24 protein-coding genes and 2 tRNA genes are annotated in these 26555 nt (G+C 61.5%); 2 read left to right on the forward strand and 24 right to left on the reverse strand.

Going from position 1 to position 26555, the window contains the following annotated elements:
- Positions 1 to 122 precede the first annotated feature (122 nt).
- On the forward strand, positions 123 to 578 hold the full coding sequence (locus AAAX32_RS05705) for a cob(I)yrinic acid a,c-diamide adenosyltransferase (protein WP_349100291.1): 456 nt from the start codon (positions 123 to 125) through the stop codon (positions 576 to 578).
- Between the two features lie 129 nt (positions 579 to 707).
- On the opposite strand, the gene AAAX32_RS05710 is transcribed toward AAAX32_RS05705, so the two are convergent.
- The 4 genes from AAAX32_RS05710 to thyA all read right to left on the reverse strand — a co-directional run bounded on the left by AAAX32_RS05710 (position 708) and on the right by thyA (position 4583).
- Positions 708 to 2057 carry an MATE family efflux transporter gene (locus AAAX32_RS05710; protein WP_349100253.1) on the reverse strand — a complete coding sequence of 450 codons (1350 nt, stop codon included), beginning with the start codon at positions 2055 to 2057 and terminating at the stop codon, positions 708 to 710.
- Positions 2058 to 2182: 125 nt separating this feature from the next.
- The gene (locus AAAX32_RS05715) at positions 2183 to 3097 is read right to left on the reverse strand and encodes an RNA methyltransferase (RefSeq protein ID WP_195503179.1); all 915 of its coding nucleotides are present in this window, start codon (positions 3095 to 3097) and stop codon (positions 2183 to 2185) included.
- A gap of 109 nt (positions 3098 to 3206) precedes the next feature.
- A complete protein-coding gene (locus AAAX32_RS05720) occupies positions 3207 to 3725 on the reverse strand; it encodes a dihydrofolate reductase (RefSeq protein WP_347486448.1) in 519 nt (172 codons plus the stop codon).
- A gap of 9 nt (positions 3726 to 3734) precedes the next feature.
- Positions 3735 to 4583 carry a thymidylate synthase gene (thyA, locus tag AAAX32_RS05725; protein WP_006234017.1) on the reverse strand — a complete coding sequence of 283 codons (849 nt, stop codon included), beginning with the start codon at positions 4581 to 4583 and terminating at the stop codon, positions 3735 to 3737.
- Between the two features lie 166 nt (positions 4584 to 4749).
- Here thyA and AAAX32_RS05730 point away from each other — a divergent pair, with 166 nt between their 5' ends.
- On the forward strand, positions 4750 to 5514 hold the full coding sequence (locus tag AAAX32_RS05730) for a NifB/NifX family molybdenum-iron cluster-binding protein (RefSeq protein ID WP_195919867.1): 765 nt from the start codon (positions 4750 to 4752) through the stop codon (positions 5512 to 5514).
- Positions 5515 to 5630: 116 nt separating this feature from the next.
- Here AAAX32_RS05730 and ffh read toward each other — a convergent pair whose 3' ends face one another.
- The 20 genes from ffh to truB all read right to left on the reverse strand — a co-directional run bounded on the left by ffh (position 5631) and on the right by truB (position 26552).
- On the reverse strand, positions 5631 to 7106 hold the full coding sequence (gene ffh, locus AAAX32_RS05735) for a signal recognition particle protein (protein ID WP_349100254.1): 1476 nt from the start codon (positions 7104 to 7106) through the stop codon (positions 5631 to 5633).
- Positions 7107 to 7116: 10 nt separating this feature from the next.
- A complete protein-coding gene (gene ftsY / locus AAAX32_RS05740) occupies positions 7117 to 8034 on the reverse strand; it encodes a signal recognition particle-docking protein FtsY (RefSeq protein WP_117564147.1) in 918 nt (305 codons plus the stop codon).
- The gene (gene smc / locus AAAX32_RS05745; protein WP_349100255.1) at positions 8034 to 11570 is read right to left on the reverse strand and encodes a chromosome segregation protein SMC; all 3537 of its coding nucleotides are present in this window, start codon (positions 11568 to 11570) and stop codon (positions 8034 to 8036) included. Before smc ends, ftsY begins: the two co-directional genes overlap by 1 nt.
- A gap of 10 nt (positions 11571 to 11580) precedes the next feature.
- Positions 11581 to 12306 (reverse strand): ribonuclease III, encoded by a 726-nt coding sequence (gene rnc, locus AAAX32_RS05750; protein WP_349100256.1) that lies wholly within the window; start codon positions 12304 to 12306, stop codon positions 11581 to 11583.
- Positions 12307 to 12309: 3 nt separating this feature from the next.
- Positions 12310 to 12552 (reverse strand): acyl carrier protein, encoded by a 243-nt coding sequence (locus AAAX32_RS05755; RefSeq protein WP_349100257.1) that lies wholly within the window; start codon positions 12550 to 12552, stop codon positions 12310 to 12312.
- A gap of 124 nt (positions 12553 to 12676) precedes the next feature.
- Entirely contained in the window at positions 12677 to 13696 is a 1020-nt protein-coding gene (gene plsX / locus AAAX32_RS05760; protein WP_349100258.1) for a phosphate acyltransferase PlsX, read from the reverse strand.
- 87 nt (positions 13697 to 13783) lie between these two features.
- Positions 13784 to 13963, reverse strand: a complete 180-nt coding sequence (gene rpmF, locus AAAX32_RS05765; protein WP_022094017.1) for a 50S ribosomal protein L32 — start codon at positions 13961 to 13963, stop codon at positions 13784 to 13786.
- 64 nt (positions 13964 to 14027) lie between these two features.
- Positions 14028 to 14582, reverse strand: a complete 555-nt coding sequence (locus tag AAAX32_RS05770) for a YceD family protein (protein WP_349100259.1) — start codon at positions 14580 to 14582, stop codon at positions 14028 to 14030.
- The gene (locus AAAX32_RS05775) at positions 14582 to 15079 is read right to left on the reverse strand and encodes a hypothetical protein (protein WP_022094019.1); all 498 of its coding nucleotides are present in this window, start codon (positions 15077 to 15079) and stop codon (positions 14582 to 14584) included. Before AAAX32_RS05775 ends, AAAX32_RS05770 begins: the two co-directional genes overlap by 1 nt.
- A 68-nt stretch (positions 15080 to 15147) precedes the next feature.
- The gene (gene coaD, locus AAAX32_RS05780) at positions 15148 to 15645 is read right to left on the reverse strand and encodes a pantetheine-phosphate adenylyltransferase (RefSeq protein WP_349100260.1); all 498 of its coding nucleotides are present in this window, start codon (positions 15643 to 15645) and stop codon (positions 15148 to 15150) included.
- The gene (gene rsmD, locus AAAX32_RS05785) at positions 15638 to 16282 is read right to left on the reverse strand and encodes a 16S rRNA (guanine(966)-N(2))-methyltransferase RsmD (RefSeq protein ID WP_349100261.1); all 645 of its coding nucleotides are present in this window, start codon (positions 16280 to 16282) and stop codon (positions 15638 to 15640) included. Before rsmD ends, coaD begins: the two co-directional genes overlap by 8 nt.
- Positions 16279 to 18456 (reverse strand): ATP-dependent DNA helicase RecG, encoded by a 2178-nt coding sequence (gene recG / locus AAAX32_RS05790; RefSeq protein WP_349100262.1) that lies wholly within the window; start codon positions 18454 to 18456, stop codon positions 16279 to 16281. Before recG ends, rsmD begins: the two co-directional genes overlap by 4 nt.
- Positions 18457 to 18466: 10 nt before the next feature.
- The gene (locus AAAX32_RS05795; protein WP_117765715.1) at positions 18467 to 20128 is read right to left on the reverse strand and encodes a DAK2 domain-containing protein; all 1662 of its coding nucleotides are present in this window, start codon (positions 20126 to 20128) and stop codon (positions 18467 to 18469) included.
- Positions 20129 to 20155: 27 nt separating this feature from the next.
- Positions 20156 to 20545, reverse strand: a complete 390-nt coding sequence (locus AAAX32_RS05800) for an Asp23/Gls24 family envelope stress response protein (RefSeq protein WP_187361832.1) — start codon at positions 20543 to 20545, stop codon at positions 20156 to 20158.
- A gap of 161 nt (positions 20546 to 20706) precedes the next feature.
- Positions 20707 to 20781: transfer RNA gene (locus AAAX32_RS05805), tRNA-Asn, on the reverse strand.
- Between the two features lie 34 nt (positions 20782 to 20815).
- A tRNA-Asn gene (locus tag AAAX32_RS05810) sits at positions 20816 to 20890 on the reverse strand.
- A gap of 164 nt (positions 20891 to 21054) precedes the next feature.
- Positions 21055 to 22404, reverse strand: a complete 1350-nt coding sequence (gene rpoD, locus AAAX32_RS05815) for an RNA polymerase sigma factor RpoD (RefSeq protein ID WP_349100263.1) — start codon at positions 22402 to 22404, stop codon at positions 21055 to 21057.
- Between the two features lie 110 nt (positions 22405 to 22514).
- Entirely contained in the window at positions 22515 to 24623 is a 2109-nt protein-coding gene (dnaG, locus tag AAAX32_RS05820; protein WP_349100264.1) for a DNA primase, read from the reverse strand.
- Positions 24616 to 25623, reverse strand: a complete 1008-nt coding sequence (gene ribF / locus AAAX32_RS05825) for a riboflavin biosynthesis protein RibF (protein WP_349100265.1) — start codon at positions 25621 to 25623, stop codon at positions 24616 to 24618. The genes dnaG and ribF overlap by 8 nt, the downstream gene beginning before the upstream one ends.
- Positions 25620 to 26552, reverse strand: coding sequence for a tRNA pseudouridine(55) synthase TruB (gene truB, locus AAAX32_RS05830; protein WP_349100266.1), 933 nt, complete (start codon positions 26550 to 26552; stop codon positions 25620 to 25622). The genes ribF and truB overlap by 4 nt, the downstream gene beginning before the upstream one ends.
- Between the last annotated feature and the right edge of the window lie 3 nt (positions 26553 to 26555).

A 26555-nucleotide genomic window follows, 5' to 3' on the forward strand; every position in this document is an offset into this window, starting at 1 on the left:
CTGCTTGAACTCCATCTACTGGGGTTGATAATGCTTTCTAGAATACCCAACCCGGACGGCGATAAACCGACGCCGGGCACGAAAGGACAGAGATGGCATCACTGTAAGTCGGCAAGGTTCAAATCTATACAGGCGACGGCAAGGGCAAGACGACGGCTGCGCTGGGGCTCGCGCTGCGCGCGACGGGCTACGGGCTCGACGTTCTTAGGCTGCAGTTTGCCAAGAAACTGCGCTGCGCCGAACACGATGCCGCGCCGCGCCTGGGGCTGCGCATCGTACAAGCTGACCGCGACACGCCCGAGGCTTGCGCCGCACAGATCATGGAGCTCGCATGCGAGCAGATATCACAGGTCGACGTTCTGATTTTGGACGAACTCGGCGAGGCCATGCGCCGCGGCTTCGTGACACGCGAGGATGTCGAAGCGCTGATCGCGATAAAGCCCGCCACCACGGAACTCGTGCTCACCGGCCGCGGGCTGCTGCCGTTGGCCGACCTCGCGGACTTAGTCACCGAAATGCGTCCCATCAAACACTGCTTCGACGAAGGCCTCCTAGCCCGCCAAGGCATCGAATACTAATTGATTCGTTTTCCGCCAACACCTACAGCTCATAAGGAAGTTGCGGTGGAATAGTACTTGTTTGACGGTCCGCAAGGGCTTTTCAGGAACTATTTCACCGCAACTTATCAGGGGTATCTGACGGATGAGCTAGGCGGTGGCGCGACCTAGCCAGTTGCCGCTGTGGTGGTAGATGGTGAACATGGTTGCGGTGATGAGCCAGGTTACGGGGTAGACCAGCAGTAGATGCTCGAGCGACGGATCGAAGGGCATGATCGCAAACACCCAAATCACTCTGAGTACGACGGTGCCAAAGATGGTGAGCATCATAGGCTGCAGACTCACGCCGGCGCCGCGGATGGAACCCGAGGCGTTCTCGATAATCGAGAAAATCGCATAGAACGGCGCAATGAAATGGAGGATGGTCGTGGTGTACGCCGAAATCGAAGCATCGTCGACAAACAAACGCGACAGCGGGCCCGAGAACACCAGCAGCACGGCAGACAGGCCACCAATGAGCATAAACGACAGCACGAGCGACGTATGGTAGCCCTTGCGCATGCGCTCGTAGTTGCGCGCGCCAAAGTTCTGCGCCGAGAACGTAGTGATCGATACGCCGAGCGCCTCGGTCACCATCCAGATAATGCCATCCAGGCGCCCAGATAGACCCCAAGCAGTCGTGACATCGGCGCCAAACGAATTAACCGACACCTGGATCAGCACGTTCGAGATCGAATAGGCAGCCGATTGAAAACCGAGTGGCAGACCACACGAGATCATACTCTTGCAAATACCGCGATCGATGCCGAGCTTAGACAGCGAAAGACGCCATGCGCCCGGAGCGCGCATCATGCGCAACACGATCAGCGTTGCATTGGAGCAAATGGTCAGCGCCACTGCGATGCCGCAGCCCAGCGCCTCCATATGCAACACAGCGACAAAGATGATATCCAGCACCACGTTAACCAGGCAGCCAGAGGCAATGATCACAGCGGGGCCGCGCGTGTCGCCCACGGCACGCAGCAGTGCGGTTCCCATATTAAGCAGCAGCGCCGCAACCATCGCGGCAAAATAACAGCGAGCATAGGCCACGCCCTCGGCCAATAGTTCATGCGGCGTGTTCATAAGCACCAGCATGGGCTCAACGAACACTATGCCAAGAATCGAGAAAACGATACCGCCCACCAGCGCGAGCGTCATGGCTGTATGGACCGAACGACTCAGTCGCTCATCATCGTGCTGACCAAAATACTGACCGGTAATGACCGCGCAGCCGGCGCCGACGCCAACGCAAAAGCCAATGCAGAGCTCGGTGAGCACCATCGTAGCTTGAATGCCACCTAGCGCGAGCTTGCCGCCAAACTGACCGACGATATAGGTACCGATAAGCGTGTAGGCCTGCTGAAAAAACGAACTAAAAAAGATGGGAACGCACAGCGAAAGCAGCTGCTGCCAAATAACACCCTGCGTTACATCGATAGCCGTAGATTTCTTAGCCACACGCCCTCCCCAAAAGCGTACGTCAACCGACAAAACAGTAATTAAAGACCTAAGCTAATAGCAGCTTAGCACCGACCGACGTCGACCGAAACACCCCGAGTCAGAGCCCGGTGCAAACTATCTGCCTAGTGATACAGCCCCGGCTGGTAGTGATACTCGTTGCTCACGTGCGGGCACAGCTGCCAAAAGGCGACGGCACTCGCCGCGGCCACGTTGAGCGAATCGACCCCGTGCGCCATCGGAATACGCACGGCTCGGTCGCAGCCCGCGATAGTCTTGGCGCCCAGGCCGGCACCCTCGGTGCCCATAAAGATCGCCAGGCGATCAACCTCCTGCAGCGCAGGATCGTCCAGCGAAACGGAGTCGTCCGTCAGTGCCATCGCAGCGCACGAAAAACCGGCTTCGTGCAGTGCCGCCAGGCCATCGTGCGGCCACACACGAGCCTCGCTGCCAATACGCGTCCACGGCACCTGAAACACCGTGCCCATGCTCACGCGGGCCGAGCGACGGTACAGCGGGTCGCAGCACGTCGGACTGACCAAAATACCGTCGACATTGAGCGCGGCGGCCGAGCGGAAAATCGCACCCACGTTCGTGTGGTCGACAATACCCTCGAGCACGCACACGCGCACCGGGCGCTCCCCCGCCGCCTCAACGACGCCACCCAAGAACTCATCAACCGGAATCTGCCGCGGGCGACGAAACGCCGCGAGCGCACCGCGCGTCACGTTAAAGCCCGTCAGCTGCTCCATGAGTTCCATGGAGGCCACGAACACGGGAACCGGACCTGCGCCCTCGCGCACAACCAGGCGCTCAAACAGCGGCATCATCTGGTCGAGCCAGCGTTCGCCCAAAAGAAAGCTCACCGGCTCGTATCCGGCACGCACCGCGCGCTCAATAACCTTGGCACTCTCGGCGATAAAGATGCCCTTTTGCGGCTCTAGCACGCAGCGCAGCTCACGCTCGGTCAGTCGCACGTAGGCATCGAGCCGCTCGTCCTCGAGCGAATCAATTCGCAGAACCTCAACGGCATCAGTCATAGCAGCCTGCCCGCACCCTTCTTTACAGCACCTATACAAATATCGGGGCAACGCCATGCGCCGCCCCGTCATTCATTTCATCCCGATAATACCGAAGGGATAATCGGTTTTACGCCTCGATGCGACGATACGTCACGAACTCATAAACAACGCCCTCGTCACCCTCGCCAGAGGCAATCGTCGCGACCCCGCTACACTGCGCAATCTCCCACGCAGGATCGGCATCCAGATTGGGAAAGTACGTGTCCACGGCATGGGCGCAATGGTTGTGCGTGACCTCGGCCTCGGCGCAATACGGCAAAAACTGCCGATACACCTCACCGCCACCGATCACCCAGGCAACAGGCTCATCGGCTACCGCGGCGAGCGCCTCGTCAACGCTATGCACCACGTCAACGCCCTCGGGCGCAAAGCTATCGTCGCGCGTAAGCACGATATTACGGCGGTTCTTAAGCGGACGCCCGCCGGGAAAACTCAGCAGGGTCTTGCGCCCCATAATGACCGGGCACCCCTTGGTACACGCCACAAAATGGCGCATATCGGCGCGATTGAAGACGACCATGTCGCCCTCGCAACCAATGCCCCAGTCATCGCACACGGCGACAATGGCAGAAAGCTTACACGTCATGCGCGTCACCTACACCGCAATGGGAATGTTCTTAACCTGCGGACCGTGCTCGTAGCCCTCCACGATCAGGTCGTCGGTCGTAAACGCGTAGAAATCATGCACATCGGGGTTAAGCGTTACCTTGGGAGCCGCAAACTGCGGACGCTCGATAAGCTCGCGGACGATATCGACATGACGGTCGTAGATATGGGCGTCGGCGATCACATGCAGCAGCTCGCCGGGAATCATATCGACCGACTGCGCAACCATCATGAGCAGAATGGCGTACTGGCACACGTTCCAGTTGTTCGCGGCCAAAATATCCTGGCTGCGCTGGTTGAGAATCATATTGAGCGTCGGTTTGTCATCCTGCGGGCGCTGCGTGACGTTATACGTCACGCTGTAGGCGCACGGATACAGGTGCATCTCGGACAGATCGCTAAACACATAGGTGTTCGTCATAATGCGGCGGCTGTACGGCGTGTGCTTAAGGTCGTACAGCACGCGGTCCATCTGGTCAAAGTCGCCCTCGGCATAATGGCTCTTCTGCCCAATCTGATACCCGTAGGCCTTGCCGATGGAGCCGGTCTCGTCAGCCCACTCATCCCAAATGTGACTATTGAGGTCATGCACGTTATTGGACTTCTTTTGATAGATCCACAGGATCTCGTCCATGGCGGACTTGAGCGCCGTACGACGCAGCGTAAGTGCGGGGAACTCCTCGCGCAGGTCGTAGCGTGCCGTGACGCCAAAGTTTTTAATGGTATAGGCAGGGGTGCCATCCTCCCACACTGGGCGGACCTTTTGGCCCTCGGTGGTGGTGCCATGGTCCAGAATGTCGCGGCACATGGCTACAAACTGTTGATCAGCCTTGCTCATTGACCCTCCTGTCAGTCGCCTATAAGCGATTTTTATTGTAGCCCAGGCGCACCCGGCCCCACAGCCCAAACATAAGCCCTCATTTTCTGACATATGCCAGAAATTCCTTGCGCAAATCCGCACGTTCGCTATTCTATTGTTGACATATGTCAGATTTGGAGAGTGTATGGCTGGAAGACGCGAAAAACTGCGCCGCGTTGGGATCATCCCCGAATATCGCGGCTTTACCCCCGATGGCCTTGCCAGCGGAGACGCTATCGATATGACGGTCGATGAGCTCGAAGTACTGCGCCTGTGCGATCTGGAGGGCCTCAATCAGGAGGCCGTCGCCCTGCACATGGGTATCGCCCGCGCCACGGTGGCGGCAATCAGCAGTCGCGCGCATCGCAAGGTGGCAAACGCGCTGGTCAATGGACGGGCGATCGTCATCGAAGGCGGCAACATCGCGTACTCCCCCATCACCACGACGACGGCCGCATGGCCAGCAAAGGAGGTCGGCACCATGAGGGTGGCAACAACGTACGACAACGGCAACATCTTTATGCACTTTGGCCGCAGCGAGCAGTTCAAGATCTACGACATCCAGGATGGCAAGGTGCTCAACGAGCAGGTCGTAGGCACCGGTGGCACCGGTCACGGCGCCTTGGCGGGCCTGCTTGCCAACGGTGGCGTTGACACGCTCATTTGCGGCGGTATCGGCGGCGGCGCTATCAACGCGCTTGCCCAAGCCGGCATCACGGTCTATGCGGGCGCCCAGGGCAGCTGCGATGCCTGCGTCGAGGCCCTCATTGCCGGCACGCTCGCACAGAACGGCGAGGCCACCTGCGACTGCCATGGACATGACCACGAGCACACCCATGAGCATGGCGAGTCCTGCGGCTGTCACGGCCATCACGACCACGACGGACATGAGGGCTGCGGCTGCCACTAGCGGCACATACCCCGGCGCCAGCACGCTTCCGCGCGTGCGACAACCTGCGAACGAACGGCGAAGGCCGCCTGGAGTACCATCCAGGCGGCCTTCGCCATACACGACTCAACTAGTCGTTACTTCTTGTTGCGCATCTGCGCTTCCATCTGGCGCAGCAGGTCCATATCGGACTTGGGGCCGCCCGTACCCAGGCCGCCCATGCCGCCCAGGCCCATAGCGTCCAGGCCGGGGATATTGGGCATGCGCATCTTTTTGCCCTTCTTACCCTTCTTGCCCTTCTTGCCGCCGGCCTGCGCCTGATTGGCCATTGTGCGCATGCGGCCCATCATCTTATTCATCTCGCCCCACTGCTTCATAAGGCTATTGACCTCGGTGGGGGTTACGCCGGCGCCCTTGGCGATACGCGCGCGACGCTGACCGTTGATGATGGAGGGACGCAGGCGCTCCTCCTTGGTCATCGACATGATGATGGCCTCGTTCTTATCGAAGATGCCCTCATCCAGGTTGCCGCCCATCTGGTTGAGCGCACGCTGTCCGCCGGGGAGCATGCCCAGGATACCCTTCATGCCGCCCATCTTCTTGACGGCCTTCATCTGGTCGAGCATATCGTTCATGGTAAAGCCCTCGCGCAGCATACGCTCGGCAGCCTCGAGCTGCTCTGCATCGGCTGCCTCCTGGGCCTTCTCGATAATGCCTACGACATCGCCCATGCCCAAGATTCGCTTGGCCATGCGATCGGGATAGAACGGCTCCAGCGAATCAGGCTTCTCGCCCATGCTCACGAACTTGATGGGCTTGCCGGTCACCTGACGCACCGAAAGTGCGCCACCGCCACGGGCATCGCCGTCAAGCTTGGAGATAATCACGCCATCAAAGTCGGTGCGATCGGCGAAGGTCGAGACGACGTTGACGATATCCTGGCCGGTCATGGCATCGACGACCATCAGCACCTGGTCGGGCTTGACGGCCTTCTTGATGTCGACGGCCTCCTGCATCATCTGCTCGTCGATCTGAAGACGACCGGCGGTATCGACAATGACCACGTCGCGCAGGTGGTCGACGGCCTCCTGGATGGCACCCTTGGCAATGTCGACCGGGTGCGCGCCGTCACCGCGGAAGACCGGCACGCCGATCTCGCCACCGAGCGTGGCCAGCTGGTCGGCAGCGGCGGGACGGTAGACGTCGCACGCGGCGAGCAGCGGCGAGCGGCCCTGCTTCTTGAGCAGGTAGGCCAGCTTTACGGCCGCCGTGGTCTTACCAGAGCCCTGCAGGCCCACGAGCATGATGACATTGGGAATGCGGTTGCTAAAGACGAGCTTACTCTCGGTTGAGCCGAGCATCTCGGTGAGCTCGTCGAGCACGATCTTGACGACGTTTTGCGCCGGCGACAGCGACTCCATGACCTCGGCGGTCATGCAGCGCTCCTTGGTCTTGGCGACGAACTCCTTGACGACCTTAAAGTTAACGTCGGCCTCGAGCAGTGCCATGCGAATGTCGCGCATGGCTGAAGTGATATCGGCCTCGGTCAGCTTACCCTTGCCGCGTAGACGGTCAAATGTGTCGTTGAGGCGATCGCTCAGGGAATCAAACACTAGTCACTCCTTAGTTGGACTCGCCCACCAGGGCGCGGCAGAAATCTTTGGCGTTAAACTCCTGCAGGTCATCGACCTGCTCGCCCACGCCGATGCGAAGGATCGGGAGCTTGAGCTTCTCGGCCACGGCCATGGCGATACCACCCTTAGCCGTTCCGTCGAGCTTAGTCATGATAATACCGTCCAGGCCCAGCGCCTCGTTAAACTCGAGCGCCTGGTTCAGACCGTTCTGACCAGTGGCGGCATCGATCACAAGCACGACCGAGACCGGCATGGGACCGGCGGCCATATTGGCGGCGCGCTTACGGGTCACATTAACCACCTTGGCGAGCTCGCGCATGAGCTCGGGACTCGTGTGCAGACGGCCGGCGGTATCGATGAGCACCAGGTCGCTGCCGCGCTTATCGGCCTCGTCGAGCACGTCATAGCACACGCTCGCCGGATCGGAGCCGCGGTCACGCTTGATAACCGGTACGCCGGCACGCTGACCCCACACATCGAGCTGCTCGATGGCAGCGGCGCGGAAGGTGTCGGCCGAACCGATCACCACGTTCTTGCCGCGGGCGGCCATGGCGCTCGCAATCTTGCCGACCGTGGTGGTCTTGCCGGCACCGTTGATGCCGACAAACAGCACGCAGCTCGGCGTATCGGAAAACGGATCGCGCTCAACAGGCACAAAATGGCCCTCGAGCTGCTCGGCCAGGGCGCGGCGAAGCTGCGGGGCGGTCTTGAGGTTCTTCTTGGCAGCGGCGTCACGCAGGTCATCGGAGACCTGAATGGCGACCTCGGCACCCATGTCACCCATAACGAGGGTGTCCTCAAGGTCCTCCCAAAAATCCTCGTCGACCTCGCCGCCAAAGTAGAAGACCTCGTTGAGGGCCTCGCGGCTGCGCTCAAGTCCGCGCGAGAGTGCGTCAAAGAATCCCATTATGCATTCACGACCTTTCCGGTTTCGCGATCGAGTTTTTGCGAGACGACGCGACTGACGCCGTCGGCTTGCATCGAGACGCCGTAGAGAACGTCAGCATCCTCCATAGTACGGCGCTGATGCGAGATTACCAAGAGCTGCGTATCGGAACGCAGCACATCGAGGGCGCCGATGAGCTTGGACAGGTTGGCGTCGTCGAGCGCGGCCTCGACCTCGTCCAGCACATAGAACGGCACCGTGCGCGTGCGATACACGGCAAAGAGCAAGGCGAGCGCCGTCAGGCTCTTCTCGCCGCCCGACATGAGCATCATCTTGGTGATGCGCTTGCCGCGCGGCTGCGCCACGACCTCGATGCCCGTCTCGGCCGGATGCTCGGGGTCGGTCATCTCCAGATGTGCCTGGCCACCCGGGAACAGCATGGCGAAGATCTCGCGGAAGTTCGCATCAACCTTCTCAAACGTCACCAGGAACGCCTTGCGCATCTTGCGGTCGATCGCCACGGTGATCTTGGTGAGCGCCTTGCGCGCGCTCTCCAGATCGGCAAGTTGCTCCTCGATGTAATCGGCACGGCGCTTGAGCTGCTCGTACTCCTCCATGGCGACTTGGTTCACAGGACCCAAGTTGTTGATCTGGCGCACGAGCTGGTTGAGCTCGCGCTCGGCGGCGTCGCGGTCGGTGGGCGCCGGCAGCATGAGCGCCTCCTCGAGCACCGTAGTGCCATCGGCGGTGATGGCCTTGATAGCAGCCTCGACCTGAACCTCGAGCTTGCCGCGTGCGACCTTGAACTCGTTTTGCGTCGCCGTGGCAGCATCGACCCGCTCCTTGGCGTGGGCGACCTCGGTCTTGGCGTCCTCGATGGTTTTCTTAAGCGAAGCCGAGTCCGCCTCCTCGAGCGAGGCCTGATCGCGCAGGCGCGCAGCCCAGTCCGAGGCGCGCTCCAACAGGGCAGAATAGCGCTCGTGCATGGGGTCGACGCGAAGGCGCAGCAGCTCAAGCGAGCGCGAGGCCTGGCGTGTCCCGCGGATACGACGGTCGATACCCTCCAGGCGATGCTCAAGATCGGGCACACGGCCCTTCAGCGAACGCAGGCGCTCGCTCGTCTGAGCCAGGCGCACCTTAGCGTCGGCGAGCTTACCGGCGGCCTCGGAGTCGTCGCGACGCACGCGATCGAGCTCGTCGTTGGCCTCGGCAATCTGCAAGCCTAAGTCGCTCGCCTGCGCACGGGCCTCGTCACGCGAACGAGTGAGCTCGTCCACGCGCGGACGTGCGGCACGAACGGCCTCTGCGGCCTGCTCGCGGCGCTTGGAAATGCGCACGCGCTCGACCTCGGCATTGTTGGCACTCTGCTCCAGGCGGCCGATCTCGGACAGCAGGGAGCGACGCTCGCCCTCAAGGCGGGCGATCTCGCCGGCAGCATCGCCCTCGGCAGCACGGGCCTCCTCGACGGCAGCGTTGGCCTCGACGACCTGATCCGAAACACGCTCAAACACGGTAGCAAGATCGGGCTCCAGGCCTTCCAGCTCGCGGATACGACGCTTGCGCTCCAGAGCGCCCGAAGCCTCGCCGGCATCGACCCCCACGCGAACCAAGCCGCCGCAGGCAACGCGTGCGCCATCGGGAGTCACGTAGGTCACACCGTCAACTACAGGCGCAGCCAGGGCGGTAGAAAGGTCATCGACCACGTAATAGCCGCCGAGCAATGCCTCGACGACCGGACCGTAGCCCGCACGCACGGACAGACGATCAACAAGACGGGTACCGGCGGCACCCTCGGCAGCCGCAGAGCCACTCACGCTGCGCGCCACCAGCAGCGCCTCGCCCGAGGCCTTCTTCTGGTCCAGGGCGGCGCGACCGGCGCGCTCAAGTGCGGCAGCGTTATCGAACAACAGGGCATCGATATCGCCGGCGAGCAGCTGCTCAACCAGGCCCTCAAGCTCACGAGGGGCCTCGAGCACATCGCCCAGACGACCCGAGACATCGTCGCCCAGCGCGCCCACCAGACGGCTTACGAGCGGCGAGCTGTCGGCCATGCGAGCATCAAGCTTCTTTTGGCTGGCAAGCTCCGAGCGCACCTCGGACAGCTTGTTGCGTGCCTCGCTCTCGCGGGCACGCAGGTCCTTGAGGGCAGCGCGCGCCGTCTCGGTGGCCTCGCGCGCATCGCTCTGGGCCTGACGAGCCGCCTCAAGGGCGCTCTCAAGCTCCTCAGCACGGTTGCGGCGGCTATCAAGCGATGCCGTGACCTCCTCGAGCTGTTCATCAATCTGCTCCAGGCGCGAGGCATACATGTTGTCCTCGACCTCGGCGTTGCTCAGCGAGTCCTTCACCTTGGCGAGCTCGAGCGCAGCATTATCGGCAACGCGCTGCACATCGCGCTGTTCGCGCGTGAGCTGCGAAATCTGATTGTCGAGCGCAACGCGACGCTCGTGGAGCTCGGCGGCGGCAGGACCAGCGGCATCAACGTCCTCCTGGGCCTGCATGTGCGCACCGGTAACTTCCTCAAGCTGGGCACGTGCATCCTCGAGCTCCTCGACCACGCGACGGCGCTGATGCTCGGAGCTCGAGATCTGGCCGCGCATGTCGGACAGGCGCGACACCATGTTATGGCCCTTTTCCTCGAGCAGACGCATGTCTGAGTTAATGCGACCGACCACATCTTGCATATGGCGGCGCTGCTCGCCCAAGTCGCCCACAAACAGGCCCTTTTCTTCGAGCATAACTTGGAGCTTCTCGAGCTCGCGCTCCTTTTCGCCCAGGCGGTACTGCGCAAGCTCAAGCTCGGCAGCGCCCTCCTTGGAGCGGCTCTCCAGGTCGTTCCACTGCGACTGCAGCGAACGAAGCTCGTCGACGGCCAGCATCTGCGTAAGCTCGTTCGCGCGCGAGGACAGCTCTTTGTACTTGCGCGCGCGATCGACCTGACGCTCCAGCGGTCGCAGCTGACGGGCGATTTCCTTGTTGATATCACGGGCACGGGTCAGGTGCTCGTCCATCGATTTAATCTTTTTGAGCGCACGTTCCTTGCGACGCTTGTGCTTGGAGATGCCGGCGGCCTCCTCAATGAGGGCACGGCGCTCCTCGGGGCGGCTCTGCAAAATGGCATCGAGCTTGCCCTGGCTGATGATGGAATGCGTATCCTTGCCCAGTCCCGAATCGTGCAGGATATCCTGGATGTCCATCAGGCGGCACGGGCTCGAGTTGATGAGGTACTCGCTTTCGCCCGAGCGGTACATACGACGGGTGATGGCGACCTCGTCAAAGTCGACAGGCAGCATATGGTCCGAGTTATCGAGCACCAGCGTGACCTCGGCCACACCCACCGGCTTGCGCGCCGACGAGCCCGAGAAGATGACGTCCTCCATGGCCTGGCCGCGCAGCTGCTTGGCGCTCTGCTCGCCCAGGACCCACAGAATCGAGTCGGAGATGTTCGATTTTCCCGAGCCGTTGGGACCGACGATGACGGTCAGGCCCGGCTCAAACGTCATATGGGCGCGGTCGGCAAACGACTTGAACCCTTTGAGCGTGAGGGACTTGAGATACACGGCTCCTCGCTTAAACAGGCTTCTTGTTCAGAATCACGCCGTTGGTGGTGTAGCCCATGCGGTCGAGTGCCTCGAGCGCAGCGGCTCCCTCGGCCTCCTTCTTAGAGGAACCGGTGCCGCGGCCCTGGCGGATACCGTCGATGAGCACCACGGCGGTAAAGGTGGGCGCATGCGCGGGGCCCTCGGAGCCGACCAGCTTATACGCAGGAGGCTCGTGGCCGTCTGCCTGCACGCACTCCTGTAAGAACGACTTAGGGTTCGCGGGGTGCTCAGCACGCTCGGAGGCCAGGTGCGGCTTAAGCGTACGGTGGATGAACTCCGCCGCCGCATCCCAGCCGGCATCCAGGTACAGGGCGCCCACGAGCGACTCGTAGACGTTCTCGAGCGCCGAATGCAGGCCGCGCGCACCCGTGCCGGTCTCGGAGGCACCAAAGATGATGATGTCGTCGATGCCCAGCTCGTGAGACACCTCGGACAGCGTGGCACCCGAGACAAGGGACACCTTCAGGCGCGTAAGCTTGCCCTCGTCAAACTCGGGATAGGACTCAAAGAGCGAACGGGCAACCACGGCGCCCAAAATGGAATCGCCCAAAAACTCAAGGCGCTCATAGCTCGCCGAAACGGGCTGCCCCTCCACGGCAGAGGGGTGCGTGAGCGCCGCGCGCAGCAGCACCTTGTTATTGAACACGTGGCCCAGGATCTCCTGGGCGCGCGCGAGTCGTTGAGATAAAGCCAAGACTTAGTCCTCCTTGGCGTTTTCAATAGCGTCGACAGCGTCGGCGACAGAGTTGAGCGACAGCAGGGTCTCGTCATCGATCTCGAGGTCGAACTCGTCCTCGATGGCCGTCACCAGCTGCAGACGCTCGAGCGAATCGGCATCGAGATCGTCAAAGGTAGTCTCGTCGCTAATGTCGGCGACATCGACGCCCAGAACGTCAGCGGCAACTTCGGCGATCTTATCGAAGATTTCGGAGCGGTCCATAGCGCTTCCTCTCGTATTGCGTGAACATCAACGCGCTGGCGCCGCAAGCGCAGCGCCAAGACACGGTTTTGATTCTACCCCACGACGAAGGCCACGAGGCACATAACAGAGCTCTAACTCGCTCCTACAAAACGATGCCGTCCATAGAGTTGGCGACGTTCTCGACCAGCCCGGCGCGCACGGCCTCCGCCGCGGCGAGCGTACCGTTTTTGACGGCCTCGACCGAGGTGGCACCGTGGCCGATCAGGACCACGCCACGCAGGCCCAGCAGAATGGCGCCGCCCTTAGCATCGCCCGAGAGCTTTGCCTTGATCTCGCGCATCTGCTTTTTGATGAGCAACGCGGCGATCTTGGTGCCCAGCGAAGCCATAAAGGCACCCTTGAGCTCTTGCAGCAAAAACTTAGCGGCGCCCTCGGTTGCCTTAAGCGCGATGTTACCCGACAGGCCATCGGCAACGACGACGTCAAAGTTACCCGAGGTCAGGTCGGTGCCCTCGCAGTTGCCCACAAAGCCGGGAACGGCGGCCTTCATGGCAGGGAAGCACGCCTTGGTAAAGTTGGAGCCCTTCTCATCCTCGGTGCCGTTGCCGAGCAAACCGACGCGGGGATGCTCAATGCCCAGGACGACGCGCGCATAGGCGCTACCCATCTGGGCAAAACGCACCATGTCGTCGACCTCGACATCGGGGTTGGCGCCCATGTCGCACAGGACCGTCAGGCCGCCGGCGCGGTTGGGCAATGCATTGGTGAGGCACGGACGCACCGGCTGCTTCTTGCCTTCGGCCTGATACCTAAATGGCGTCACATAGGCGGTAGCGGCAGCGGTCATGGCGCCGGTGGAGCCGGCAGAGAAGAACGCGTCCGCGTTACCCTTCTTGATAGCGCGGCAGGCAAGCACGATCGAGGACTTGCGCTTAGTCATCACGGCTCGAATGGGATCGTCATCCATGGCGATGACATCGGGCGCCTCCAAGGCCTCAACACGAGCGTGAGCCGCGGCAAAGGGGTTCACGATCTCTGCGGGACCGACGGCCAAGACCTCGATATCGGGATCCGCCGCAAGCGCCGCCTCGATACCGTCGAGGACAACCTGAGGCTTCTCGTCTCCGCCCACAACGTCTACACAAACGCGAACGTTACTCATATACATGCTCCTTATACAAAAATGGCCGACTCATTGAGCCGGCCATTGTGGTTCCAGTTGGAACGGCATCGCATCCAGAGTATACCGTTACTCGGTAACGATAACCTCGCGGTCCTTGTAGAAACCGCAGCTGGGGCACACGTGGTGCGGGAGCTTGACAGCACCGCAACGGGGGCACGTGGACTGAGCCGCAGCCGAGATCTTCATGTTGGCGGAACGGCGGGTGTGAGTGCGGATACGACCCTGCTTTTGTTTAGGTACGGGCATAGTGACCTTCCTTATGAACTATCCAGTGTGGCGATTACGCGCAAGTAGCGATACTACCACAGTTTTACTCGTCAAGCTTGAGATTCTTCAATGCTGCAAATGGATTTTCCGTGGCAGCGGCCCATTCGGCCTCTGCTTGAGCGGCGCAATCGCATTGCTCGACGTTGAGATTGCAACCGCAAGTGGGGCAAAGGCCGCGACAATCGGGCTTGCACAGGACAACGAACGGCGTGTCCATGACGACCGCGTCGTTGATGGGCTCACCCAGATCGACGATGCGGTCCTCGCCCAGCAACTCGTAGCCGTCTTCGTAGGCCTCGGGATCCTCGGGCTCGTTAAAGAGATAGAATTCCTCAATCTCACCGGCGATATCAAACGAAGCGGGCTCCAGGCAACGGTCGCACTCACCGGTGGCGTGCGCGCGGACCATGCCCGTAAGCAGAACACCGGTGCCGGCATTGGTAAAGACCACGTCGTAGTCAATGCCGTCCTGCAGCTGGTACTCCTTCTCGCCCACCGTATAGGTGACGACATCGACCTTGCCGGTCAGCGGATACGAGTCTCCGGGAAACTCGAGCTGCTCGGAAAGATTGACGGTGACGCTCGGGAACTCAGCCATTACCACTGACCATTCTGCTGGGCGGCACCCTCGTTGAGCTGCTGGCGACAACGGGTGACGGTGCCGGTCAGGCTCTTGAGGTTCTCCTCGAGGTGCGTAAAGACCTGCTCGGCGTAGTCCTCGGCGGCATAGCGCGTCTCACGCTCATACTGCTGGGCGCGGTCGCGGATATCGTCGGCCTGCTGCTGCGCTAAGCGGACGATCTCCTGCTCACCGGCAATGGTGAGGGCCTGCTGCTGAGCATCGGCGATGATGGAATCGGCCTGAGCGGCGGCGGAAGCCATAAGCTCCTCGCGCTCCTTGAGGATACGGCGGGACTTCTGCCATTCCTCGGGATAGCTCATGCGAATCTCGTCGAGGATGTTAAAGAAGACGTCGGCGTCGATAACCTTCATCTGGGCGTTCTTGCCGAACGGCGTCTTAGCCTCTTCGATGAGCCCCTCGAGCTCGTCGACAAGACTCACGATCCTGTCGCCAGGAAAATTCTCGCCCGGCATCCGGTCTCCTTTCATAGGTAACATATCATCGTGTTAGTTTACCACATGCCACCAGGCATTAAAAAACGTCACGAAAAGCGATGTTTGAGCGCCTTGACCACACTGGACGGAACAAAATTAGAGACGTCGCTACCGAGCGAGGCAATCTGGCGAACCACCGAGCTCGAAATATAGCCGTACTGCGGCGCACTCATGACAAAGATGGACTCCAGCTCGTTATCCAGGCGGTAGTTGAGGTCGGCCTGCTGCAGCTCATACTCAAAGTCGGTCATGGCACGCAGGCCCTTGACCACGGCTCCTGCTCCCTGTTCGCGGGCAAAATCGACCAAGAGGCCGGTGAAGGGCAGTACCTCGACGCCGTCAATATCACCGAGCGCTTCACGGGCCAGCGCCACGCGCTCGTCGAGCCTAAACGTGGTGCCGACGCCGTTTTTGCCCTGCGACTCGGCAACGGCCACGATCACGCTGGGAAAAATGCGGCGGGCGCGGCGGATGACGTCGATATGGCCAAACGTGATGGGATCGAAGGTGCCCGGGACGATTACGCGGTTAATGGTGTCACTCATGGACGTCCTCCGATGGCACATCCTCGTCATTTTCGTTCTCGTCAGCATGGTCGTTCTCGTCCTCGGCCGCCCAGCGCAGCAAGTCAACCGAAGTAATGCCATAGCGCTTCTCCCGCACGGTCTCAAAACCAGCTGGATGAGCGCCCGTATCGGCCGCGGCGTGCTCAAAGAGCGCGTAGGCGCCCTGCACCAGCAAGCCTTGCTGAGCTAGGTTTTGCAGCAGCTCCTCGACCGGCTCGGCGCCAAAAGCATAGGGCGGATCGAGCAGGACCAGATCAAAGGGGCCGCCCGGCACACGACCGCGCGAGGCACTCGCCAGCATGTCGCCCGTTACCACGCGCCAACGCGCACGGTCACGGCAGAGCGACTCGATATTCTTGGTAATGAGCCGCGCGGCATTCCGATCGATCTCGAACGTCGTGAGCGAGCGGGCACCACGTGAGAGCATCTCGATACCCAAAGCGCCGGAGCCGCCAAAGGCGTCCAGCACGCAGACCTCGTCAAGATCGAAGTCGAATGCCGACATGACCATAGATGCGCATGCCTCGCGCACACGATCGGTCGTGGGGCGGGTGACATCGCGACCACGGGGCTCCTCGATCTTACGACCGCGCCATTCGCCGCCGATGATTCTCATCCTCCGCTGACCTCCTTAAAGATATGTCGATACCGCATGGCGACCGCATCGCGTAGGGGGCGCGTCGCCACAGAGTCAAGGTTGCAAGCATACCGCAAGAGCTCGACCGCGTCCAAATGGGCCCATTCGATCAATTCCTCGTCGGCGTCCAGGTCCACAAAGCGCAGGGTCGCGCCGCCATGCTGACGGTAGCCAAGAATCTCGCCCTCGTGGCGCAAACGCAGATCCATCTGGGCGAGCGTAAAGCCGTCCGAGGTCTTCTCGAGTGACTGGAGGCGGTCTTGTGCCGCCGACGCGCCGCCATTGCCCTTGGAGTGCGTCATGACCAGGCACGTACCCGACACGCTGCCGCGGCCCACGCGCCCGCGCAGCTGGTGCAAGGCCGCCAACCCAAAGCGCTCGCCATTCTCGATGACCATGACGGTGGCGTTGGGCACGTCGACGCCCACCTCGACCACCGTAGTCGAGACGAGAACGTCGATCTCGCCACGCTTGAAGGCATCGATAACCTGGTCCTTCTCCCCCGCTGGCATGCGGCCGTGAAGGCGCTCGATGGCAAGACCCGGCAACGCCAGGCGCAGTCGGTCGAGCTCGGTCGCTGTATCGTGCAGCGGCACGGGGACCGCCACGCGGCCCTCGTCGTCGCGGGCGATACCGGGAACGTCCTCCAACTCATCGGCCGAGTCACTCGGCTCCACGAGCGGGCAAATCACGTAGGCTTGCTGACCCTTTTCATGCGCCTCGCGGATGGCGCCATAGGCAAGGTCGCGGCTCGACTCGGTGAGTACGCGTGTCGTCACGCCAGCGCCAGGGACGGGCCGATGGCGGATGATGCTCGTGTCCAGATCGCCGTAGACCGAAAGCGCCAGCGTACGCGGGATGGGCGTTGCCGTCATAACGAGCAGATCGGCACCCGGGCCCTTAGCGCGCAGGGCGTTACGTTGGCCGACGCCAAACCGGTGCTGCTCATCGATGACCACGAGCGACAGATGCTTAAACGCCACGTTATCCGAAAGCACCGCGTGGGTGCCAAAGAGGACATCGAGCTCGCCCGATTCCAGCTGGGAATGGATCTGCTCGCGCTCGGCCGCCGGCGTGGCGCCCGTCAGGAGCGCCCAGGTCATGCCAGCCTGCGAGAGCAGAGGGCCGGTCTTATCGGCATATTGACGCGCCAGCACGCCCGTGGGCGCCATAACGCAGGCCTGCGTGCCGCTATCGGCAGCCACAGCCAGCGCGCAGGCGGCAACGGCGGTCTTGCCGGTACCGACATCGCCCAGCAGCAGGCGGTTCATCACGCGCCCGCCATCGCACATATCGAGCAGGATATCTTGGAACGCGGCCTCCTGCTCGTCGCTCAGCGAAAACGGCAGGGCCTGCTTGAGCGCGGCCAGGTGCTCGCCCGCGGTGTGGGCATAGGGCACCACATCGACCAGGCCGCCGTCGTTGCGCAGGCGCAGCGCCAGCTGCAGGTAGAGGCACTCCTCGTAGGCAAGCCGTGCGCGCGCGATATCGCGCTCAGCCATGCTCGAGGGAAAGTGGATCGATCGAAGCGCACGAGCATTGCTCATCAGGCGACGTTTAACGCGTAAGCGTGCCGGAATGGGATCAAAGGGATTGCCGACGACCTCGAGCGCGCCACTTACGATGCGGCGCATCCACGCTTGGCTCACGCCATCACTCACGTAATGGACCGGCAGGATAGTGCCCGCGGCGCGCCCTTCCTCAAGCTTTTCAAAGCGCGGCGAGGCCATCTGCTTAAAGCCGTAGGCAAACTCGACCTTGCCCATCACGGCCAGGCGGTCGCCTTGCTTAAGCTGCTGGGCAATCCAGGGCTGGCGGAAAAAGGCGACCTGCAGTACACCCGTCTCGTCAACGAGTGAGACCTCGGTCACCTGCATGCGCGGACGCGGCTGCTTTTGGACGATACGGTCGACCGTGGCGATGATGGTGCACACGGTACCGATGGGCGCCATCTCGATGGACCAGGAGCGCGTAAAGTCGAGGTATCGATGAGGGATATGGAGAAGGAGGTCCCCCACCGTCCGAATTCCCAGACGGCGAAGGGCCTCCTCACGTTTACCCGAAACATATTTGAGTCGCGCGATATCCTCGTCGAGCGCATTGCTCTGGGCAAAGCGCTCCGAGACGCGCGGCACGGAGCACAGTTCGGACATAGGCAGTTGCCTACTCGATCGAGAAGATCACGGGATAGAGCGGCTGCTCGCCACGATGGGCGTCAATCTCCAGATCGGGCTGGGCCTCCTCAATGGCGTCGACAATCTCCTGGAAGGCCTCATCGGACAGCTCCTCGCCGGCCAGAATCGTCAGCGCGTCGCCCTCCTCTTCCTCCTGCATTCGGTTGATGCAATCGAGCGTGACCTGCTTCACGTCGGAGCCGACCACATCGATGGAGCCGGCAATGATACCCATGACGTCACCGGAGTGAATCGGAGAGCCGTCGGAGGCGCTGGAATCGCGCACGGCACGGGTGACCTCGCCATCGCGAACCTCACTGATGGCGTCGACCATAGCGGCGACGGCATCCTCGAGCTCGGAATCGGGCAGGACCGCGAACAGCGCGGAGAAGGCCTGCGGAACGGTCTTGGTGGGAACGACGGCGACCTTCTTGTCGGTGCAGGCAGAGGCAGCGGCCTCGGCGGCCATGCGGATGTTGCCGTTATTGGGCAGGATGATGACCGAGGTCGCGTTGACCTGGTCGACGGCGCCCAGCAGATCTGCAGTCGAGGGGTTCATGGTCTGACCACCCGACACGATCACGTCGACGCCGAGGGACTTGAGGATGTCGGCCTCGCCGGAACCGGCGGCAACGGCGACAAAGCCCAGGGCCTTCGCGGGCTCGGCGGCCTTCTCCTGATCCTCGTGGATCTTGGCGGTACGGTCGTGGGCCTCCATCTCCATGTTGTGGATAAAGACCTCATAGATCTGACCAAGCTGAAGCATGTGCTCGAGCACCAGGTTGGGGGTGTTGGAGTGCACGTGAATCTTGTAGTCGGGGTAGGCACCCACGAGCAGCTCGCAGTCGCCCATGGAGCCCAGGAACTTAAGGCACTCGTCCTCGTCAAAGGGAGCGTCGGCCTTAAAGAGGAACTCGTTGCAGTAGCGGAACTCCGAGCCCTCCCAATCGTCGTTGGCCTCGATCTCAACACGACCAAGGGCCGCGTCGCGGGCAGAGCCAGCGGAATCAAACGTGGCGGAGAAATCCTCGACAACGGTGCTGCGGCCAAGAGCGGCGGCTACAAAGTTCTCAAGGAAAATAGCAAAGCCAAAGGCGCCGGAGTCGACCACGCCGTTCTCCTTCAGAACGGGCAGCAGGTCGGGCGTGCGGGCGACAGACTGATATGCCTCGACGACGATAGCGTCGAGCGCGTCCTCGGCCGAGAACTTCTTCTTCTCGCACTCGTCGGCCTTGGTCGAGACATCGCGCAGCACCGTGAGGATCGTGCCCTCGATGGGCTTGCGGACGGCCTGGAAGGCGACCTTGACGGCTCGGCGGAACGCATAGGCGATGTTGGCGGACGTAATGGGCTCATCGGCAGAAACGAGACCCTCGGCCACACCGCGCAGGATCTGCGAGGTGATGACACCGGAGTTGCCGCGGGCGCCCATCAGGGAACCGTGGGTGATGGCGCCGGCGATGGCCTCCATGTCGGCGTCGGCGGGAAGGGCGGAAAGCTCCTTGGTCACCGAGGCGAGCGTGAGCGACATGTTGGTGCCGGTGTCACCGTCGGGCACGGGGAAGACATTGAGCTTATTGATCTCCTCGGCCTTGTCGGAAACGGCAGCCGCAGCGATCGGAAAACAGGTGCGAATGGTCTTTGCAATCATGGGTATTTGAATCTCCGTTTTCGGATGCTAGTTCAGACGGCTCTTGAGCGCGTCGATATGGATGCCGATCTTAAGGCTGGCGGGATCGATCTGGGCGATCTCCTGCAGGGTGAAGGCAACGGAGCTCGAAAGATTGTGGCAGACGGACTTCATGTTGACGCCGTTCTCGAGCACGACGTGAAGATCGACCGTAAGGCCGTTCTCGTCGGCGGAGACAAGCACGCCCTTGCGGAGGCGCTGACCGGCAAGCAGGCGCACGCTCTCGGCGCCCTGGAGCTGCTCAGCCATACCGACGACGCCATAGCACGTCATCGCGGCATAACCGGCAATATCGGCAATAACGTCGTTCGAGACGCTCAGGCTGCCGTTAATGGTCTCAGACACAAGAATCTCCTTATCTGGTGCTCGCGGCACCATGTCGTGGGAGCAATCATTGCAATATTCTACAACGACCGCGCCATGTTGAGGTGGTGGGTCGCGGGATTACATCCTCGACACGAAATGTTGATATGGCAACGTTCGAGTCAAGTGGTCGCGGCATGAAAAAACCCGCCGCATAAGCGACGGGTTTTACAACCTGGCTCCCCGGGTAGGACTCGAACCTACAACAGCGCGGTTAACAGCCGCGTGCTCTACCATTGAGCTACCGAGGAATTAAAAAGCCCAGCGGAATGGGCTGAGAAATTCTGGCTCCCCGGGTAGGACTCGAACCTACAACAGCGCGGTTAACAGCCGCGTGCTCTACCATTGAGCTACCGAGGAATAGGTGCGTGCTCTCAAGCAACGAAGTTTATTATACGGACGAATCAGCTCAGGGCAAGAACTTTTTTTAGAATTTTTCCGACCTAGTCATTGGGGACGTCCCCAATGACCACATGAAAGCGCCCCCAAGCGGATGTGCTTGAGGGCGCTTCTTGTTTGCGAGGTTATGACTCGATGTAGTCCTTCAACTTGCTGCTGCGGCTCGGGTGGCGAAGCTTGGCCAGGGTCTTGGACTCGATCTGGCGGATACGCTCGCGCGTGACGCCAAACTCGCGACCGACTTCCTCGAGCGTGCGGGGATGCCCGTCGACAAGGCCAAAGCGCAGCTCGATAACCTTGCGCTCACGATCGGCAAGCGAGTCGAGCACCTGAGTAAGCTGCTCCTGCAGCATGGAGAAGCTGGCGGCATCGGGCGGAACGATGGCCTGGGAGTCCTCGATGAAGTCGCCCAGCTGGGAATCCTCTTCCTCGCCGATGGGGGTCTCGAGAGACACGGGCTCCTGCGAGATCTTCTGGATCTCGCGGACGCGGTCGGCGCTCATGTCCATCTCGGCACCGATCTCCTCGGGGGTCGGGTCGCGACCCAGGTCCTGAAGGAGCTGGCGCTGCACGCGGACGAGCTTGTTGATGGTCTCGACCATATGCACGGGAATACGGATGGTACGGGCCTGGTCGGCGATAGCGCGCGTAATGGCCTGACGGATCCACCACGTGGCGTACGTGGAGAACTTGAAGCCCTTCTGGTAGTCGAACTTCTCGACGGCGCGAATCAGACCGAGGTTGCCCTCCTGGATCAGGTCAAGGAACAGCATGCCGCGGCCGACATAGCGCTTGGCGATGGAGACGACCAGACGCAGGTTTGCGCTGATGAGTGCCTGCTTGGCTTCGAGGCCGACGTTCTCAATGCGCGTAAGACGACGCATCTCGGCACGCGTGAGCTCGAGCTCACCGGCATCGGCAGCCTCGAGCTTCTCGGTGGCCTCGAGACCGGCCTCGATCTTCATGGCCAGATCGACCTCTTCGGAAGCGGTCAGCAGGTCGACCTTGCCGATCTCCTTGAGGTACATACGAACTGGATCGCCGGTCAGCATCACCGTGGAGGCATCGATGCCACGCACGCGGGAGCGTGAACGGGACGTGCGCACGGTGCGCTTCTTCTTGCTCTTAGAAGAACCCATCTCGGCGTCGGCCTGACGGGCCATCTTGAGCTCGTGATCGTCGAGCGAGCCGGAATCGTGCTCGTCGTCGTCATCGAAATCGTCAGTATCGTTATCGGTATCGTCATCGTCGACGTCCATGGGGGCGTCGTCGTTTCCGCTCGCGGAGATAATCTGGATGCCACTATTGCGCAGCGCGGAATACACCGCGGTGAGCTGCTCGTCAGAAACATCGATATCCTTCAGGGCGACCTGAATCTCGTCCTCGGTTACCGAAGTCCTGTTTGAGCCGTTGCCCATGAGCTTTGCAACGTAGGATTCCAGCCCAGCACCCGTGCTCTCAGTCTTTTTTGGCACAGATTCTCCCTTCATAGTCCACAGGACTCATTACTTTAGCACACACATTGACGTCTATACCCAAAAAGAGGACTGGATATAGGCGAGAATACGCTGCTTGACCACAACATCTAGGCCTGTTCGGTGCCTGCGGCCTCCAGACCAATCAAACGGAACGGGTCCGCCACGCCGCCGATCGACTTTTGCAGCTCGCGTTGACGCTGCGAATCCTGCGCGGCTTGCACGGTCAGCGCGCGACGGGCCTCATCATCGAGCGAACGGTCCTGGCGCAGCTTGGCCTGTGCGGCACGCATGCGGCGCTTGATGGTGTAGAGCTCGAGCGTATCGAGCATAAACACGATGTTCGTCTCGGTGGGGTGCTTGCTCGTCGCCGAGATGCGCCCGGCACTCACAAGCGTTGCCGCCTCGGGACACACCGAGCGCGCCGCATCCATGCAGGCCGCAGGATCGGTTCCCGGCGGCGTTGCCAGAACGGCCCATGCGATGGACTCGTGACGAGGGTCAACCCACTCGATAGAGCAGATGCGGTCGGCATACGTGCGGAACAGGTCGGGGTAGCTCGTGAGCATCGTCAACAGCTCGCGCTCCCCTGCCAAGGACTTGCGCTCAAGATCAGTAAGAACCATCGGCGCCGCCGCAGCCGGAGCGCCCGAACCGTCAGCCACAGGCACAGCACCCATACCATCAGGCACGTCGATCGGCGGAAGATCGTCGACGACCTCCACGGGCGCGGCACCGTAGGCATCGAGCGGGACATAGTCATACGGCTCTTCTTCGACCGGCACGGACACCGGCGGCGTCGCGCCCGATGCCCAAGCACCGCGAGATGCCCCCTGCGAACCAGACGTCCGACCGCCCGCGCTACCAGAGCGCTCGAGTTGCGCCCGCTGGCGTTCATAGTTCTGCTCACGACGTCGTTCCGCATCCTCGCGCTTGGCGACATCGCGAAACACACGGCCCGAGCTCGCACGCACTGTCTCCAGATCCAAGCCAAGCAGGTCGGCAATCTGGATAAAGTAAGTGTCGATCATGTAGCTATCGCGCAGCGGATAGATGAGCGTCAGCGCATCTTCCAGCGCCTTGGCGCGACCACCCGGCGTGGTGATGTCGCTCGACTCCTGCAGCGAACGGTACACGAAGTCCATGAGCGGCTCGGCAGCGTCGATGCGCGCCTGAAGCTCCTGTCCACCATGCGCCGTGATGAACTCCATGGGGTCGTTGCCGTCGGGCAGCACCACGCAGCGCAGGTCCATCGAATCCTGCTCGATAAATTGAATCGCGCGACGGGCGGCCTTCTGGCCCGCGGCATCGCCATCGAACATATACACGATGCGCTTGGCAAAGCGGGTGAGCGTCTTGACGTGATGCTCCGTGAGTGCGGTGCCCAGCGTAGCGACAACGTTTTTAATCCCCGCCTCCCAGCAGGCGATGCAGTCGGTATAGCCCTCCACCACGATGGCCGTATCCTGCGCGACGATAAACTCCTTGGCCCAGTTAAAGCCGTAGAGGTTTCGCTTTTTATGGAACACGCTCGTCTCGGCGGTGTTGAGGTACTTGGGTTGGTCGTCACCCATGATGCGCCCGCCAAAGGCAATGTTGTGACCCTGTTCGTCAAAGATGGGAAACATCACGCGGTCGTAGAAGCGGTCGGCAAGCTGCCCGCGCCCGCGGCTCACGGCAACGTTGGCGTCGATCATCTCCTGCGGGGTAAAACCCGCCTGGGACAGGTGCGACACCAGCGCGTTGCGGCCCGGTGCAAAGCCCAGGCAGTAGCGGCGGCAGACGTCGCCACCCATACCACGGCTGGCAAAGTACTCGCGTGGACGGCCATCCTTACCGCGCATAAGCATGGTGTGGTAGAACTGGGCGGTCTCGGCGCACAGATCGTAGATGCGGGCACGCTTGGTACCGCGCTCACGGCGATCTCCGGTGTCATGCAGCTCAATACCCGCACGATCGGCCAAATAACGGATTGACTCGGGAAAGCTCAGGTTCTCGCGCTTCATGATATAGGTGAAGACGTCGCCGCCTTCGCCGCAGCCAAAGCAGTGCCAGACCTGCGTGGCGGGGATAATGTGGAAGGACGGCGTCTTTTCGCCATGGAAGGGGCAGCAACCCCAAAACTCATGGCCGCGGGGCTTGAGCTCAACCGTTTCCTGCACGATGGCAACCAGGTCAGACGCAGCGCGTACCTGGTCTTTTTCCTCATCGCTAATCACGGATGCTCACCCCCTGCTCACCCAAGTTATGACGAATATCCTCGATATTACCCTCGACGGTCGAGATCAACTCATCCAGCGATTCGAACACACGCGAGGGACGCAGCCAGCGCGTAAACGCCAGCGAAACGGAAGTGCCGTACAGGTCGCCCGTATAACCAATTAAGTTGGCCTCGAGATGCGCAGATGCGGCATCGTCGGCATACGTCGGCGGCAGTCCGACGTTGACAGCAGCGGGCCACGCGGTGTCATCGACCAGCACCAGACCCTCATACACGCCATCGGCAGGCACCTGAATGCCATCGGGAACCTGCAGGTTTGCCGTGGGAAAGCCCATGCCAGAACCCTCGTGACGGCCGCGAATAACACCGCCGCGCACCATATACGGGCGGCCAAGTAGCCCAGCAGCCAGCTCCACATGGCCCTGTCCCAGCTCATGACGGATGCGGGTGGCGCAAATGGCCTCACCGCCCTCGCAAAGCAGATCGTGACCATACACGTCAACGCCGTGCTCGGAACCCCAGACGCGCATCTCGGCAACACCAGAAGCACCGCCACGACCCAGCCTAAAATCGCTGCCAACGCGAATCGAACGAATGTCGACCACGCGTGACAACAGTGTGAGAAAACCGACATGGTCGAGTGCCGCAACCTCAGGCGTAAAGGGAACGGCCACCACTGCATCGACCCCGGTCTGAGCCAAGGCATGTAGACGGTCGGCCGTCGTCATCAATTTTTGAGCGGGCGAAGGACTCACCACAACGTCCGGATCGGGATCGAAAGTGACCACGACCGCCTTGCAGCCATGGGCGCGCGCATCGCTAACAAGCGCCGCAATGAGCTCCTGGTGACCACGGTGAACGCCGTCGAACACGCCGATGGCGATCGAGGCAGCACCCAAGTGCTCGCACTCATCAAACGCATCGGCAGTGACGATGCGAGCCTCGTCCGACTCGCCTTCAAAAAAGATACGCGCAAGCTCGCGAGCGGACAACATCATCGAACACCGCCGATTGCCTGCGGAAACACGTGCTCCATGACAAAGCGGCCACTTTCGATGCGGGCGAGCGCCTTGAGTCCCCCATCGAGCACCAGCGCAAACGGCGCTTTCGAAGCATCGAAATCGGCAAGCGCACGCTCAACGGGAATGCGTCGGCCGCAGAGCAGATCGTCGGCAAGATTGCCCGGCAAGTCAACACGCGAGGCGCCCAGGGCCGCAATGGGATCCAGGGCAAAGCCAGCCGCGGACTCGGGAGAAAGCTCCTCGACCGCATGACAAGCGCCAATGGAAACAACACCGGAAGCCGTGCGGCGCAGCGCGGAAATGTGCGCGGCGCTCTCGCAGGCGCGGCCCAAATCGCGAGCGAGCGCACGGATATAGGTACCCTTGCTCACAGAGAACGCCACGGTCCACACACACGTATCACCTTCGCCTCCCACGGCGATCAGGTCGGCGGCATAGACCTCGACGGGGCGCGGAGGTAGGTCCACCGCATTGCCCTCGCGAGCAGACTTGTAGGCGCGAACGCCATTGACCGAGATAGCCGAAAACGCCGGCGGCACCTGCATCTGCGGACCCAGCATGGCGGCCAAGCGCTCACGGGCATAGGCAGGATCGCGGAGCTCGTTGGCAACAGCCACCGTGCGGACAGCCTCGCCCTCCGCATCATCGGTATTGGTCTCGGCGCCAAACGAAATGTCGGCGACATAGCTTTTGGTATCGAGGGTTAGCATGCCCAGCAGACGGGTGGCCTGGCCCACACCCACCACCATGACACCCGATGCCATGGGGTCGAGCGTGCCGGCATGGCCGACGCGCCGCTCATGGAGGGCGCGCCGGCATTTCGAAACCACATCGTGGGACGTGCAGCCCACCGGCTTATCGACGGCGAGCAGCATATTCAGTTGAGAAGGCGTACGACGAGCCATGTA

Source organism: Collinsella sp. CLA-ER-H3 (assembly GCF_040092425.1).
GTDB lineage: Bacteria > Actinomycetota > Coriobacteriia > Coriobacteriales > Coriobacteriaceae > Collinsella.